Source organism: Kitasatospora sp. NPDC022856 (genome assembly GCF_055561235.1).
The window spans coordinates 208631-224247 of record NZ_JBVHHE010000004.1; the positions used below are offsets into that span (position 1 = coordinate 208631).

At 72.6% G+C, this 15617-nt stretch carries 9 protein-coding genes; 5 read left to right on the forward strand and 4 right to left on the reverse strand.

The annotated features are described in order from the left end of the window. The first annotated feature begins 211 nt into the window (after positions 1–211). From ACZ34W_RS07435 to ACZ34W_RS07445, 3 genes are all read left to right on the forward strand, one after another. The gene (locus tag ACZ34W_RS07435; RefSeq protein WP_352288091.1) at positions 212–1459 is read left to right on the forward strand and encodes a ribonuclease D; all 1248 of its coding nucleotides are present in this window, start codon (positions 212–214) and stop codon (positions 1457–1459) included. 305 nt (positions 1460–1764) lie between these two features. After that, positions 1765–2982, forward strand: a complete 1218-nt coding sequence (locus ACZ34W_RS07440; RefSeq protein ID WP_329489980.1) for a thiolase family protein — start codon at positions 1765–1767, stop codon at positions 2980–2982. 2 nt (positions 2983–2984) lie between these two features. Further along, positions 2985–5114: a 3-hydroxyacyl-CoA dehydrogenase NAD-binding domain-containing protein gene (locus ACZ34W_RS07445; protein WP_465602383.1), complete on the forward strand. Its 2130-nt coding sequence runs from the start codon at positions 2985–2987 to the stop codon at positions 5112–5114. Between the two features lie 164 nt (positions 5115–5278). On the opposite strand, the gene ACZ34W_RS07450 is transcribed toward ACZ34W_RS07445, so the two are convergent. The 3 genes from ACZ34W_RS07450 to ACZ34W_RS07460 all read right to left on the reverse strand — a co-directional run bounded on the left by ACZ34W_RS07450 (position 5279) and on the right by ACZ34W_RS07460 (position 10303). Further along, positions 5279–6793: an ArnT family glycosyltransferase gene (locus ACZ34W_RS07450; protein WP_352288085.1), complete on the reverse strand. Its 1515-nt coding sequence runs from the start codon at positions 6791–6793 to the stop codon at positions 5279–5281. A gap of 123 nt (positions 6794–6916) precedes the next feature. Next, positions 6917–8821, reverse strand: coding sequence for a 1-deoxy-D-xylulose-5-phosphate synthase (gene dxs / locus ACZ34W_RS07455; RefSeq protein WP_329489977.1), 1905 nt, complete (start codon positions 8819–8821; stop codon positions 6917–6919). A 279-nt stretch (positions 8822–9100) separates the two neighbouring features. Continuing rightward, complete coding sequence (locus ACZ34W_RS07460; protein ID WP_329489976.1) at positions 9101–10303, reverse strand: ROK family transcriptional regulator; 1203 nt, start codon at positions 10301–10303, stop codon at positions 9101–9103. 522 nt (positions 10304–10825) lie between these two features. On the opposite strand from ACZ34W_RS07460, the gene ACZ34W_RS07465 reads away from it, so the two are divergent. Together ACZ34W_RS07465 and pepN are read left to right on the forward strand one after the other, a co-directional pair. Further along, complete coding sequence (locus ACZ34W_RS07465; protein ID WP_465602386.1) at positions 10826–12520, forward strand: outer membrane protein assembly factor BamB family protein; 1695 nt, start codon at positions 10826–10828, stop codon at positions 12518–12520. A gap of 155 nt (positions 12521–12675) precedes the next feature. Beyond that, on the forward strand, positions 12676–15267 hold the full coding sequence (pepN, locus tag ACZ34W_RS07470; RefSeq protein WP_465602388.1) for an aminopeptidase N: 2592 nt from the start codon (positions 12676–12678) through the stop codon (positions 15265–15267). 113 nt (positions 15268–15380) lie between these two features. On the opposite strand, the gene ACZ34W_RS07475 is transcribed toward pepN, so the two are convergent. Further along, positions 15381–15611, reverse strand: coding sequence for a hypothetical protein (locus ACZ34W_RS07475; RefSeq protein ID WP_380391966.1), 231 nt, complete (start codon positions 15609–15611; stop codon positions 15381–15383). Positions 15612–15617 lie beyond the last annotated feature (6 nt).

The window sequence follows — 15617 nt, forward strand, 5'->3', positions numbered from 1 at the left end:
GGTCCTGGAGGAACGTTTCCTCCAGGACCGCCGCAGCGGCGTCCGGACGGCCCCGCGGCGGCGTCACCGACCCCCGCGGCCGCTCCGGACCGCCCCCGGTCCCGGACCACGGGAGCGGGGACGGCGCAGGCCGCCCGGTGGCATAGTCACGAACCCGGTCTGACCAGTCCGACAACACTCCTGGCCCCGAGGTCCGTCGTACCCTTGGTGAGTGACCGACGCCGTAGCAGCCACCCAAGAAGAAGCAGCCCCGGTCCCGCTCCTCGAACCGAAGGAGGGGATCCCGCCAGTCGTGGCGGACGAGGAGGCGCTGGCCGCCACCGTCGCCGCCTTCGCAGCGGGCACCGGACCGGTCGCCGTGGACGCCGAGCGAGCCTCCGGCTACCGCTACGGCCAACGGGCGTACCTCATCCAGCTGCGCCGCGCGGGCGCCGGCACCGCGCTGATCGACCCGATCGCCTGCCCCGACCTCAGCGGGCTCGGCGCCGCCCTCGCGGACACCGAATGGGTGGTGCACGCCGCCACCCAGGACCTGCCCTGCCTGGCCGAGGTCGGGATGCGGCCGCAGCGGCTCTTCGACACCGAGCTGGCCGGACGGATCGCCGGCTTCGCCCGGGTCGGCCTCGGACCGATGACCGAGAGCGTGCTCGGGCTGAGCCTGGCCAAGGAGCACTCCGCCGTCGACTGGTCCACCCGCCCGCTGCCCGAGCCGTGGCTGCGCTACGCCGCTCTGGACGTCGAGGTGCTGGTCGAGCTGCGGGACGCACTCGAACAGGAGCTGGACGCCCAGGGCAAGCTCGGCTGGGCGCTGGAGGAGTTCGCGGCGATCGCCGCCGCACCCCGCCCGGCCCCGCGCACCGATCCCTGGCGCCGCACCTCGCAGCTGCACAAGGTCCGCCGGCGCCGCCAGCTCGCCGTGGTGCGCGAGCTCTGGCTGACCCGGGACCGGCTGGCGCAGGAGCGCGACGTCTCGCCCGGCCGGGTGCTCTCGGACGCCGCGATCGTCAACGCCGCGCTGGCCATGCCGCTGAACATCGCCGCCCTGCAGGCCGTCCAGGGCTTCGGGCCGCGGGTCCACCGCCGCCAGCTGGAGCAGTGGCTGGCCGCCGTCCAGCGGGGCCGGGAGGTCCCGGAGAACCAGCTGCCGCCGGCCGCCGCCCCGCACGACGGCCCGCCGCCGCCGCGCGCCTGGGCCGAGAAGGACCCGGTCGCGGCCGCCCGGCTGTCCGGGGCCCGGGCCGCGGTGAGCGAGCTGGCCGAGGCGCGCAACCTGCCGGCCGAGAACCTGATCACGCCGGACCTCGTCCGCCGGGTCTCCTGGGAGCCGCCGGCCGACCCGAGCGCGGTCGGCGTGGCCGCCGCGCTGCGCCGGCTGGGCGCCCGGCAGTGGCAGGTCGACCTGGTGGCACCGGTCGTGGCCGCGGCCTTCGTCAAGGCCGCGGAGGTCGAGCCGGAGTAGCCCGCGGGCCGGACCGGAGACCGTGGCAGCGGCGGAACGCTGCCGCGGCGGAGGGGATGCCGTCGTGCGACGGCATCCCCTCCGTCGTGTCCGGGCGGCCGACCGCGCGCCCCGGCGCCACCGCTCCCGGGCTCCGCCGGGAGGACGTGTCGGGGGACACACGGGGTGAACCGGCCGTCGGGCCTGGGCAGGTTGGTTACCGGCGGGTAGCATGACGGTGAAGCAGCGCCGCTCACGTGCCCCCGTGCGACGGACGGCGGCAGCCTGCCCACCTCAACCTGTTGGTCCCTGGGAGGAGAGCCCCCGTGCCTCGTACCGCGAGGGACGTCGTCTTCGTCGATGGCGTCCGCACCCCGTTCGGCAAGGCCGGCCCGAAGGGCATCTACCACGAGACGCGCGCCGACGACCTCGTCGTCAAGTGCATCCGGGAGCTCGTGCGCCGTAACCCGAACCTGCCCGTCGAGCGGATCGACGAGGTCGCCATCGCGGCCACCACGCAGATCGGCGACCAGGGTCTGACCATCGGCCGCACCGCGGCCCTGCTGTCCGGCCTGCCGAAGTCCGTTCCCGGTTACGCCATCGACCGCATGTGTGCGGGCGCGCTGACCGCCGTGACCACGACCGCCGGCGGCATCGCCTTCGGCGCGTACGACGTGGTCGTGGCCGGCGGCGTCGAGCACATGGGCCGTCACCCGATGGGCGAGGGCGTCGACCCGAACCCGCGCTTCGTGTCCGAGAAGCTCGTCGACGAGTCCGCCCTGTTCATGGGGATGACCGCGGAGAACCTGCACGACCGGTTCCCGCACATCACCAAGGAGCGCTGCGACGCCTACGCCGTGCGCTCGCAGGAGAAGGCCGCCAAGGCGTACGCCAACGGCGACATCCAGCCCGACCTGGTGCCGATCTCGGTCCGCAACTCCAACCCCGAGGTCGGCGAGACCGGCTGGGGCCTGTCGACCACGGACGAGCCGATGCGCCCGGGCACGACGATGGAGTCGCTGGCGGGTCTGAAGACCCCGTTCCGCCCGCACGGCAACATCACCGCGGGCAACTCGGCCGGTCTGAACGACGGCGCCACCGCGTCGCTGCTGGCCGCCGAGGACGTCGCCGAGGAGCTCGGCCTGCCGGTCAAGATGCGCCTGGTCTCGTTCGCCTTCGCGGGCGTCGAGCCCGAGGTGATGGGCATCGGCCCGGTGCCGGCCACCGAGAAGGCGCTGGCCAAGGCCGGTCTGACCATCGACGACATCCAGGCCTTCGAGGTCAACGAGGCCTTCGCCGTCCAGGTGCTGGCCTTCCTGGACCACTACGGCATCGCGGACGACGACGAGCGGGTCAACCCGTTCGGCGGTGCGATCGCCTTCGGCCACCCGCTGGCCTCCTCGGGCGTGCGCCTGATGAACCAGCTGGCCCGCCGCTTCGAGCAGCGCCCGGACGTCCGTTACGGCCTCACCACGATGTGCATCGGCTTCGGCATGGGCGGCACCATCATCTGGGAGAACCCGCACTTCGAGGGTGGTAAGTGACCATGAGCACCACGACTGAGCTGCTGCAGCAGGGCGCCGAGCTGTTCCCCGGCGAGGTCGTCACGACCGCGCACGTCCGCCACCTGGACCTGCCGCTGCAGGCCGGCCGGCTGGCCCTGATCACCCTGGACAACGGCTTCGACCACACCAAGCCGACCACCTTCGGCCCGGGCTCGCTGCTGAAGCTGTCCACCGCGCTGGACCAGGTCGAGGCCGAGGCCGCCGCGGGCACGATCGCCGGTGTCGCGATCACCGGCAAGCCGTTCATCTTCGCGGTCGGCGCCGACCTCAAGGGCGTCGAGATCCTCAAGGAGCACGCGGACGCGCTGGCCATCGGCAAGGGCGGCCACGAGGTCTTCAAGCGGATCGCCGCGCTGCCCGTCCCCTCCTTCGCCTTCTACAACGGCGCGGCGATGGGCGGCGGCGTCGAGGTCGGCCTGCACGCCACCTACCGCACCGTCAGCGCGGGCGTTCCGGCGTTCTCGCTGCCGGAGGTCTTCCTGGGCCTCGTCCCCGGCTGGGGCGGCTGCACCATCCTGCCGAACCTGATCGGCCCCTCGAAGGCGATCAAGGTCATCATCGAGAACTCGATGAGCCAGAACAAGCAGCTCAAGGGCAAGGACGTGTTCGAGCTGGGGATCGCCGACGCGATCTTCGAGCCGGCCGACTTCCTGGAGCAGTCGCTGCTCTGGGCCGCCAAGGTGCTCACGGGCGACGTCGTGGTCGAGCGCGAGGCGATCGACCGCGGCAAGGCCTGGGACGACGCCGTCGCCTGGGGCCGGCTGGTCGCCGACTCCAAGGTGCACGGCGCGGCCCCGGCCGCCTACAAGGCGCTGGACATCATCCAGCAGGTCAAGGACGCCGACCTGCAGGCCGGCTTCGACGCCGAGGACGCGGCGCTGGCCGACCTCATCATGAGCGGCGAGCTGCGCAGCGGCATCTACGCCTTCAACCTGGTGCAGCGCCGGGCGAAGCGCCCGTTCGGTGCGCCGGACAAGTCGCTGGCCCGCCCGGTCACCAAGGTCGGCGTCGTGGGCGCCGGTCTGATGGCCTCGCAGCTGGCGCTGCTGTTCGCCCGCCGGATGGAGGTGCCGGTGGTCCTCACCGACATCGACCAGGAGCGCATCGACAAGGGCGTCGGCTACGTCCACGCCGAGATCGACAAGCTGCTCGGCAAGGGCCGGATCGGCCAGGACAAGGCCAACCGGCTCAAGGGCCTGGTCACCGGCTCGCTCGACAAGGCCGCCGGCTTCGCCGACGCGGACTTCGTGATCGAGGCCGTGTTCGAGGAGATGGGCGTCAAGCAGAACGTCTTCGCGGACCTGGAGAACGTGGTCTCGCCGACCTGCGTGCTGGCGACCAACACCTCCTCCCTCTCGGTCACCGAGATGGCCTCGAAGCTGAAGCACCCCGAGCGGGTCGTCGGCTTCCACTTCTTCAACCCCGTCGCGATCCTGCCGCTGCTGGAGATCGTCCGCGGCGAGCAGACCGACGACGCCGCGCTGGCCACCGCCTTCGGCGTCTCGAAGAAGCTGAAGAAGACCTCGGTGCTGGTCAAGGACGCCCCGGCGTTCGTGGTGAACCGGATCCTGACCCGCTTCATGGGCGAGATCCAGGACATCATCGACGAGGGCACCCCGATCGCCACGGTCGAGAAGGGCGTCGAGCCGCTCGGCCTGCCGATGTCCCCGATCGTGCTGCTGGAGCTGGTCGGCCCGGCCATCGCGCTGCACGTCTCGGAGACGCTGCGCGGCGCCTTCCCGGAGCGGTTCACCGTCTCCGAGAACCTCGGCCGGGTGGTCAAGGCCGGCAAGCGCGGCTTCTACACCTGGGTCGACGGCAAGCAGGTGCTCGACCCCGAGGTGCTGGAGCTGCTCACCTTCGGCGACACCGTGCTGACCGAGGAGCAGGTGCTGAACCGCGCTCTGGAGGCCGTCGCGCAGGAGATCGGCCTGATGCTGGAGGAGGGTGTCGTCGCCGAGGCGCAGGACATCGACCTCTGCATGATCACCGGCGCCGGCTGGCCCTTCCACCTGGGCGGGATCACCCCGTACCTGGACCGTGAGGGCGTCTCGGAGCGGGTGAACGGCAAGCGGTTCCTCGCCCCCGGCGTGGCCTCGGTGCCCGCCTGAGGCGTAGGCCCCGTACGACGCGGGAGCCCCGGTGACCTCAGGGTCACCGGGGCTCCCGCGCGTCGTGGCGGGGGCGGTGGGGCGCGGCGGGCACTCTCGGCGGGGCGGGGAGCCCGGGGAGCCCGGGGCGCGGGCGCGAGGGCCCTGTCGCGCGCCGGGCGCGGTCAGCGCTTGAGGCGGTAGACCACGGTGTCGGCGAAGACGCCGACCATCTCGTAGTGGGTGTCCAGCAGGTTCTCGATCTTCGGGATCATGCCGGGCTGGTAGGGCGCCAGGCCGGAGTCGTCCACGACGATCTCGGGCAGGCCCTTGGCGATCTCCCGGTCGAAGGTCTGCCAGGCGTTGCTGACGCTGAACTGCTCGCCGACGTTGGCGTTGCCGTCCTTGCCGCCGCTGAAGTTGGTCAGGAAGCCCGCGGTCAGGTAGCGGGTGGCCGGCTTGCGGTCGGCCAGCCAGTACAGCTCCGGGTGCATGCCCCAGACCAGCACGGTGTCCTGCGGCTTGCTCTGCGCGGCGACCGCGGTGGCCACCTCGGTGGTCCGGGTGAGCCGCTCCCCCGGCCAGGCCAGCGCGAGGCCCCAGAACACCGTGGCGGCGGCCGTGGTGTACACCAGGACCGGTTTCCAGCGGATCGCCGAGGTGGCGACCGCGCCGGTGCCCAGCAGCACCAGCGGGGGCATCAGCTGCAGGTAGTAGTGGCCGAAGAAGTGGAACCCGACGCTGACCGCGACCACCGAGGAGAGCAGCCAGACCCAGAGGTCGGTGGTGGAGCCGTGCTCCTCCCCGGCGACCGGCAGCGGGCGGTGGCGGTGCTTCAGCCAGAGCCGGCGACCGACCGGCAGCAGGAAGCCCAGGCCGGCGCCGACCAGGATCGCCGAGTTGCCCAGCGCGCGGCCGGCCATCTGCAGCCAGGCGCCGCCCACCGAGGCGTAGTCCCCGCTGCCGGTGACCACCCAGAACAGGAAGCCCTTGGGCTTGGTGAGGATCACCGCGACCAGCGCTATCGGCAGGGTGAAGCCGAATCCGATCTTGAACAGGGCGGGCGGCCAGCGGACCCCGCGCCGGCGGGCGTCCTGGAACAGCATCCAGAGCACCGGCAGCAGGACGGCGCCGCCGGTCTGCTTGGTCAGCGAGCAGAGTGCCACCGCGATGCCGGCGGCCAGCCAGCGGCGGCGCTCGGCGTACCGGAAGGCGGCCACCATGGCGGGCAGCATGAAGACCTCGAAGGTCGCCGCCTGGGTGTCCTCCGGGGAGAGCCCGATGGAGACCAGCAGGTAGAGCAGACCCGCCCCGGCGCCCGCCCGGTTGCCCCAGCGGCCGCGGGCGATCGAGGCCAGCAGGATCGCGGTGACCAGGTGGGCGACCACGGCCAGGGTGCGCAGCGGCCAGAGCGAGGCGGAGCCGAAGACGGCGAAGCAGGCCTGGTAGAGCCAGGGCAGCAGCGGCGGCTTGCGGTCGACCACGGTGTCGTAGAGGACGCCGCCGTCCGCCAGCATCCGGGCCTGGGTGGCCAGGAACCCCTCGTCGGGGCTCCAGACCGGCCGGACGAAGGAGGGGATGTGGGTGGCGAGCGCGACCAGGGCCAGCACCGGCACCAGCCTCGTCCAGTAACCCTGGCGGACGCGGTCGGGCAGGCGCTCGGCAAGCCCGACGAGGCGGGGGCGGGTGGGGGTCGGCACGGATGACAACCTACCGGGCGGGATCGGCGCGGGCAGCGCCGGTCCCGCCTTTCAGTGCGATTATCAGCCTGTCTTGCGGCGAACTGTTGCCCAGTTGTGGCAAACGGCGGCGGACCGGGCGGCTCAGGCCCGGACGGCCGCCCCGTCCAGCCGGGAGACCAGGGCCGTCACCTTGCGGGCGATGTCCGGGGCGGTGAGACCGATCTCGGCGAGGATCTCGGGCCGCGAGGCGTGGTCCAGGAACTCCTGCGGGATGCCGAAGTCGCGCACCGGGACGTCCACCTCGGCGTCGCGCAGCGCCTGCGCCACGGCGGCGCCCACACCGCCGACGCGGCCGTTGTCCTCGATCGTGACGACCGCGCGGTGCTCGGCGGCCAGGCCCGGCAGGGCACGGTCCACCGGCTTGACCCAGCGCGGGTCCACCACGGTGGCGGTGACGCCCTCGGCCGCCAGCAGGTCGGCGACCTCCAGGCTCGTCGCGGCCATCGCGCCGACCGAGACGATCAGCACGTCGGCGCGGCGCTCCTCGGCCGGGGCCTCGGGGGCGCGCAGCACGTCCATGCCGCCGATCCGGCCGACCGCGGGGACGGCCGGGCCGACCGTGCCCTTGGAGTAGCGGACCACGGTCGGGGCGTCCTCCACCTCCACGGCCTCGCGCAGCTGGGCGCGCAGCTGGTCGGCGTCGCGCGGGGCGGCGAGCCGCAGACCGGGGACGACCTGGAGGATCGACATGTCCCACATGCCGTTGTGCGAGGCGCCGTCGGTGCCGGTGACACCGGCCCGGTCCAGCACGAAGGTGACGCCCAGCCGGTGCAGCGCCACATCCATCAGGACCTGGTCGAAGGCCCGGTTGAGGAAGGTCGCGTAGACCGCGAACACCGGGTGCAGGCCGTTGGTGGCCATGCCGGCCGCGCTGGTCACGGCGTGCTGCTCGGCGATGCCGACGTCGAAGATCCGGTCCGGGAAGGCCTTGGCGAACGGGGCCAGGCCGACCGGGTGGAGCATCGCGGCGGTGATGCCGACGATGTCCTCGCGCTCGCGGCCGAGCGCGACCATCTCCTCGCCGAAGACGGACGTCCAGTCCTTGCCGGCGCTCTTGATCGGCAGGCCGGTCTCCGGGTGGATCACGCCGACCGCGTGGAAGCGGTCCTCCTCGTTGTTCTCGGCGGCGTGGTAGCCGCGGCCCTTCTCGGTGAGGCAGTGCACGATCACCGGGCCGCCGAAGCCACGCGCCTTGGTGAGCGCGGACTCCAGGGCGGTGAGGTCGTGGCCGTCGATCGGGCCGATGTACTTGAGGCCGAGGTCCTCGAACATGCCCTGCGGGGCGATGAAGTCCTTGAGGCCCTTCTTGGCGCCGTGCAGCGTCTCGAAGAGCTGCTGGCCGACCACCGGGGTGCGCTGCAGGGCGTCCTTGCCCCAGGAGAGGAAGCGCTCGTAGCCCTGGGTGGTGCGCAGCGTGGCCAGGTGGTTCGCCATCCCGCCGATGGTCGGGGAGTAGGACCGCTCGTTGTCGTTGACGACGATGACCAGCGGGCGGTCCTTGGAGTCGGCGATGTTGTTGAGCGCCTCCCAGGCCATGCCGCCGGTGAGGGCGCCGTCGCCGATCACGGCGACGACCGGGTCCTTCTTCCCCTGGAGCTGGTTGGCCTTGGCCAGGCCGTCGGCGTAGGAGAGCACGGTCGAGGCGTGCGAGTTCTCGATGACGTCGTGCTCGGACTCGGCGCGGGAGGGGTAGCCGGAGAGGCCGTCCTTCATCCGCAGCCGGGAGAAGTCCTGGCGGCCGGTGAGCAGCTTGTGGACGTAGCTCTGGTGGCCGGTGTCGAAGAGGATGCGGTCGCGCGGCGAGTCGAAGACCCGGTGCAGCGCGACGGTCAGCTCCACGACGCCGAGGTTGGGCCCGAGGTGGCCGCCCGTCTTGGAGACCTCCGTCACCAGGAAGGTCCGGATCTCCTGGGCCAGCGCGGCCAGCTGTCCGGGCGTGAGCCGGTCGAGATCGCGCGGTCCCCGAATGCGGGTCAGCAGGGCCACCCGTTCCTCCTCGTTCAAAGTCGCGGACCGCGGGCGGTCCGACGGGCCTCGCTGCCCGTGTGCCGTCGCGCCGATCGGTCTCGGCGGTGCGCCGACCGGTCGAGTCTAATGTCCGCCTACCGGACACCGAGCGGGGTGCCCGGTGCCGGCGGCCCGTACTCGCCGTTCGCGGCGTGCCGCGGCCACGGAGGGTCCGGGGGCGGGCACGGACGGTCGAAGGGCGGCAGACCCGGTCGGCGCCGGACACGGACGGTCGGACCGCCGCGGACCGGCCGGCACTCACGGCCGGGCGACGGACGCCTGTACGGACCGCCCGATCGGGCTGGAGTCGTCCATCTCGCTCATCACCAGGGCGAGCGCGCCGAGCACCTCGGCCCGGCCGCCCAGGGTGCCCGGGACGACCGAGAGCTGGCGGGCCGCGCTGGGGATGGCGTAGCGGGCCACCGAGTCGCGGATCGGGCCGAGCACCAGCTCACCGGCGTCGGCGAGGTCCCCGCCGAGGATCACCCGGCGCGGGTTGAGCAGGTTGCAGAGGGTGGCGACACCGGTGCCGATCTGCCGGCCGGCGTCGGCGATCACCCGGCGGCAGCCGAGGTCGCCCTGGTGGGCCAGCTCGACCACCCGGGGCACGCTCAGGTCCTGGCCGAGCGTGGAGGAGAGCAGGCCGAGCAGGTAGCGGGAGCCGACGAAGGTCTCCAGGCAGCCGCGGTTGCCGCAGCGGCAGACCGGGCCGGCCTCGTCCAGCGTGATGTGCCCTATCTCACCGGCGGTGCCGCCCGGGCCGCGGTAGATCTGCCCGTTGACCACCAGTCCCGCGCCGACGCCGCTGGCCACCTTGATGTAGGCGAGGTCGCTCAGACCGCGGCCGGCGCCCCAGACGAGTTCGCCGAGCGCGCCCAGGTTGGCGTCGTTGTCCACGTGCACCGGCATGCCGAGCCGCTCGGCCAGCTCCCGGCCCGGGGCGATGCCCGTCCAGCCGGGCAGGATCGCGGTGGAGCCCAGCGCGCCGGTCTCCACGTCGATCGGGCCGGGGACGCCGAGGCCGACGCCGATCACCTTGTCCGGGCGGAAGCCGGCCTCCTGGAGCAGCCGGTCCACCAGCGCCTCGGCGCGGTCGAAGCCCTGGGCCGCGGAGACGTCGACGTCGATCGGCTCGCTCTCCTCGGCGAGCACCCGGTGCGCGAGGTTGCCGACGGCGACCCGGAGGTGGGTGTGGCCGAAATCGATCCCCACCACGATGCCGGCGTCGCCGCTGAGCGAGACGCTGCGGGCGCGGCGGCCGCCGGAGGAGGTGTCGGCGACCACGACGGTGCCGCTCTCCTTGAGCTCCCGGACGATGTTGGACACGGTCGCCGCCGAGAGGCCGGTGGCGCGGGCGATCTCGGCCTGGGTCAGCGAGCCGGCCATCCGTACCGCGCGCAGCACCCGCTCCAGGTTGGCCCGGTGCAGTGAGGACTGCGAACCCGGTGTGTCCGTCGCCATGATCCACCCTTCCAAGGGCGAGGGAACCCCTCCGCCGGGCGATCCCTTCAACTCCTGAAGCCTAGGGCCTGACGGCGTCGGGTGGCGCGGCTACCGCGGGGGCGGAGTGGGGAAGGGGTGGGGAAGGTGGTCCCGGTGGACTGCTCCGGGGGCCTCGCACGGCGCCGGGAGGTGTGCCACCGGGCGCCGGGAGGTGTGCCACCGGGCGCGGGGCGGGGTACCGCCGGGGGGCCGGGCGCCGGCGACGGGGCCCCAGCTCAGAGCCGCGACGCGCGGCCTGCCGGGCTCCTGCGACCGGCCGAAAACCGCCCACCCGTACCATGGTGCCCATTCTCACCCGTCCCACCGGCCACGGACGTGACCGGCCGGGGGACGCTTCCAGACATGACGGGGCATCAGATGGCAGGGGATCACCCTACGCCGGGGGCAGGCGACACACCCGGTACCGGGCCGCAGGACAATCGGGGCGTCTCGCTCGGCCGCACGCCGGGAGGCGTGGACCCGGCCGCCGTGGCGAACCAGATGACACAGCTCGACGGGGCTCCGGTCCCCGGGCAGGGCGGACCGGCCGCGCCGGGCGCCGCACCCGGGCAGCCGCCGGCCCCGGGCAGCGAGTACGCCTACGCGCCCACCGCCGCCGCCTTCCCCGCCCAGGGTGCCCCGCCGCCGCCCGGCGCCGCACCGGCCGGCCCGTACAACCCGGCCCAGCCCCCGTTCCCGGCCCCCAACGCCGGCCAGCAGTACGGCTACACCGCTCCGCCGCCGGCCGACGGCGGAGCCGGGTACGGCTACCCGCAGCAGCAGCCCGGGTACGCCTTCCCCGGCGCGCCGGTGCCGGCGCCGCCCAAGCGGCGCAACCCGGTGATGGTCTGGGGCGGCATCATCGGCGGTGTGCTGGCGATCGCCATCGTCGCGGGTCTGGTCGTGCTGTTCACCGAGAACAAGAAGGACCCGGACACCCCGTCCGCGGACGGCGGCACCAGCAGCACGGGCGGCACCACCGACAGCTCGACCACCGACCCCTCCGCGGGCACCGGCGGCGGCAGCGGCGGCAAGGCGGGCTCCTACAGCCTCGCCTGGACCGCCGCCAAGCCGGCCAACGCGGCCAGCGGCTCGCAGCTGCTCGGCATCTGGGGCGCCGACAAGGCCGTGGTGCGCGCCGACAGCTACGGCATCCGCGCGCTCAACTCGGCCGACGGCAAGGAGCTGTGGACGCTCGCGCCGCCGGCCGGCAGCAAGGAGTTCTGCGCCGTCTCGTACGGGGTGAACTCGAAGCACATCGCCGCCGTCGCGCTCAACACCGGTGACAGCGACTGCTCCACCGTCGGCGCGGTCGACATCAGCACCGGCAAGCTGCTCTGGTCGGCCAAGGTCAGCACCGAGCGGATGTCCTCGCCCACCCTGACCGTCACCGAGAAGGTCATCGGCATCGGCGGCAACGTGGCCGGCGCGGTGAACATCGCCGACGGCTCGCCGGTCTGGCAGTTCCAGCCCCGTGACAAGGACTGCAACGTCTACGGCAAGGTCGCCGGCACCCAGATCGCGGTGAGCGACCGCTGCTACGGCTCCAACGCCAACCCCAAGTCGCAGCTGGTGCTGGTCGACACCGACACCGGCAAGACCACCAGCCCCGCGCCGGTCCCGTTCACCGGCAGCATCGAGCGCATCGACAAGGTCGTCTCGGACCAGCCGCTGGTGCTGCTGGTGACCAGCGGTCCGAACGGCGACTACATCCTGCCGTTCGACAAGAGCAACAAGCCGATGACCCCGATGTCGGTCAAGGAGCCCGGGGCGGACAGCCTGCGGCTCTCCGGCCAGGCGGACGCGTTCACCCAGAACGTCGTCAGCGGCACCACGCTGTACGTCCAGACCAACCCGAGCAAGCCCGCCGTCAACGCCTACGACCTGACGACCGGCAAGCGGCTCTGGTCGTCCACCGGCGGCACCAACGACGGCATCCGGCTGGTCTCCGGCACCGACAAGGACGGCAAGGTCCGGGCCGTGCTGGACATGGGCTACGGCAAGGGTGCCAAGATCGTCACGCTCGCGCCGGCCGACGGCGCGGTGACCGAACTCGGCACCATCACCAGCCAGAAGAACTCCGACTTCATCGGCTCCAGCACCACCGAGTACGTGCTGCAGTCGGACGGTTCGCTGTACGGCTTCGCCCGCAGCGCGGGCTCGGACGCGCCCGTGGTCAAGTACGCGAAGAAGTGACGCCGGGGGCGTAGCGCCCCGGTGCCCGACCCGGTCGAGGGCGGGGCGGAACAGGCCAACCCGCCTGTTCCGCCCCGCCCTCGAACATTTCCCCGGGCGCCGCGCGCCGGGCATGGGAGGATGCGAAGCATCAGCCTGACGAAGGAGTCCTGCGAGTGCCCGGCACCAACCTCACCCGTGAGGAGGCCCGTACCCGGGCCGACCTCCTGCACGTGGACGCGTACGACATCGAGCTCGACCTGAGCTCGGCCCGGGAGGGAGGCACCTTCCGGTCCACCACCGTGGTCCGGTTCAGCGCCAACACCCCCGGCGCGTCCTCCTTCATCGACCTCGTGGCGCCGAGCGTCGAGGAGATCACCCTCAACGGCGAGCGGCTCGACAACGCCAACTTCTCCGACAGCCGGATCACGCTGCCGAACCTGGCCGCCGAGAACGAGCTGCGGATCGTCGCCGACTGCGCCTACACCAACACCGGTGAGGGCCTTCACCGGTTCGTCGACCCGGTCGACGACGAGACCTACCTGTACACCCAGTTCGAGGTGCCGGACGCCCGCCGCGTCTTCGCCACCTTCGAGCAGCCCGACCTCAAGGCCACGTTCGCCTTCACGGTGACCGCGCCCACCGGCTGGGTAGTGGTCTCCAACTCGCCCACCCCGACCCCGGTCGGCGAGGGCGACAGCCAGGTCTGGACGTTCGAGCCCACCGGCCGGATCTCCTCCTACATCACGGCACTGGTCGCCGGCCCGTACGTCGGGGTCTTCGACAGCTACGAGAACGGCGACCAGAAGGTCCCGCTGGGCGTGTACTGCCGCCCGTCGCTGCGCGAGTTCCTGGACGCCGAGGCGATCTTCGAGGTCACCAAGCAGGGCTTCGACTACTTCCAGGAGAAGTTCGACTTCCCCTACCCGTTCGCCAAGTACGACCAGCTGTTCGTCCCGGAGTTCAACGCCGGCGCGATGGAGAACGCGGGCGCCGTCACCCTGCGGGACCAGTACGTGTTCCGCTCCAAGGTGACCGACGCCGCGTACGAGGCGCGGGCCGCGACCATCCTGCACGAGCTCGCCCACATGTGGTTCGGCGACCTCGTCACCATGGAGTGGTGGAACGACCTCTGGCTGAACGAGTCGTTCGCGACCTTCGCCGAGGCCGTCTGCCAGGCCGAGGCCCCCGGTTCGAAGTGGCCGCACTCCTGGACCACCTTCGCCAACCAGATGAAGACCTGGGCGTACCGGCAGGACCAGCTGCCGTCCACCCACCCGATCATGGCCGACATCAGCGACCTGGAGGACGTCCAGGTCAACTTCGACGGCATCACCTACGCCAAGGGCGCCTCGGTCCTCAAGCAGCTGGTGGCGTACGTCGGCCAGGACGCCTTCTTCCAGGGCGTGCAGGCCTACTTCAAGCGGCACGCCTGGGGCAACACCCGCCTGGCCGACCTGCTCGGCGCACTGGAGGAGGCCAGCGGGCGCGACCTCAAGGCCTGGTCCAAGGCGTGGCTGGAGACGGCCGGCATCAACGTGCTGCGCCCGGCCCTCACCCTCAACACCGACGGCGAGATCGAGTCCTTCGCCGTGCTGCAGGAGGCCCCCGCGCTGCCGGCCGGTGCCAAGGGCGAGGCCGTCCTGCGCCCGCACCGGATCGCCATCGGCCTCTACGAGCTGGCCGACGGCACGCTGGTGCGCACCGACCGGATCGAGCTGGACGTCGACGGTCCGCGCACCGAGGTCCCCGAGCTGGTCGGCCGGCACCGCCCGGCCGTCATCCTGCTCAACGACGACGACCTCTCCTACGCCAAGGTCCGCCTGGACGAGGACTCGCTGGCCGTCGTCACCGAGCACCTCGGCGGCTTCACCGACTCGCTGCCGCGCGCCCTGTGCTGGGCGTCCGCCTGGGACATGACCCGCGACGGCGAGATGGCCGCCCGCGACTACCTGGAGCTGGCCGTCTCGGGCCTCCGCCGGGAGTCCGACATCGGCGTCGTCCAGTCGGTGCACCGCCAGGTCAAGCTCGCCCTCGACGCCTACACCGACCCGGCGTGGAGCGAGCAGGGTCTCGCCCGCTGGGCCGAGGCCGCCGAGGAGCAGCTGCGCGCCGCCCAGCCCGGCAGCGACCACCAGCTGGCCTGGGCCCGCGCGCTGGCCGCCGTCGCCCGCAGCGAGGGGCAGCTGGACCTGCTCGCCGCGCTGCTGGACGGCTCGGTCGAGATCAAGGGCCTGGCCGTGGACACCGAGCTGCGCTGGACGCTGCTCGGCCGGCTGGCCGCCACCGGCCGCGCCGACGAGGCCGCCATCGCGGCCGAGCTGGCCCGCGACAACACCGCGGCCGGCCAGGAGCACGCCGCCAGCTGCCGCGCCGCCGTGCCGACCGCCGAGGCCAAGGCCGCGGCCTGGGCCTCGGTGATGGAGTCGGACAAGCTCACCAACTACGTCCAGGACGCGGTGATCGCCGGCTTCCAGCAGGCCGACCAGCGCGCGCTGCTGGCGCCCTACGGCGCGAAGTACTTCGCGGCGCTCAAGGGCATCTGGGAGAGCCGCAGCCACGAGATCGCGATGCTGATCATCGTGGGGCTGTACCCGTCGCTGCAGGTCGAGCAGGCCACGCTGGACGCCACCGACGCCTGGCTGAGCACGGCCGAGCCGGCGCCGGCGCTGCGTCGCCGGGTGATCGAGCAGCGCGCCGGGGTCGAGCGCGCCATCAAGGCGCAGGCCGCCGACCGGGCGGCGGGCGCCCGGGCAGCGGGGCACTGAGCCGGTCGGGGTCCCGGGGCCGAGCCCCGGGACCCCACTGACGCCCGAGGGGGCGCCGGACGATGTCCGGCGCCCCCTCGGGCGTTGTACCAGGCTCGGGTGGAAGCCCTCGGTTACTTCTTCTTGTCCTTGCTGCCGTACGGCAGCCCGGCGAGGCCGGCGATGACCACGAAGGCCACGATCGGCAGCAGCACGTACAGGCCGAGGGTCTGGGCGACGCTCAGGCCGCTACCCGGGTCGTCGCCGTCGTCCCGGGAGAGGGCCATGGCGGGCGACGACAGCAGCATCATCAGCGTGACCGTTGCGGTGACCGCGCCGGCTCGCAAAGCGTTCCTCTTGTCCACGCTGCT

Excerpts from the sequence above, each read along its gene's own strand:
- ACZ34W_RS07465 (WP_465602386.1), top strand. The coding sequence starts at position 10,826 with ATGACACAGCTCGACGGGGCTCCGGTCCCCGGGCAGGGCGGACCGGCC.
- ACZ34W_RS07460 (WP_329489976.1), bottom strand. The coding sequence starts at position 10,303 with ATGGCGACGGACACACCGGGTTCGCAGTCCTCACTGCACCGGGCCAAC.
- ACZ34W_RS07445 (WP_465602383.1), top strand. The coding sequence starts at position 2,985 with ATGAGCACCACGACTGAGCTGCTGCAGCAGGGCGCCGAGCTGTTCCCC.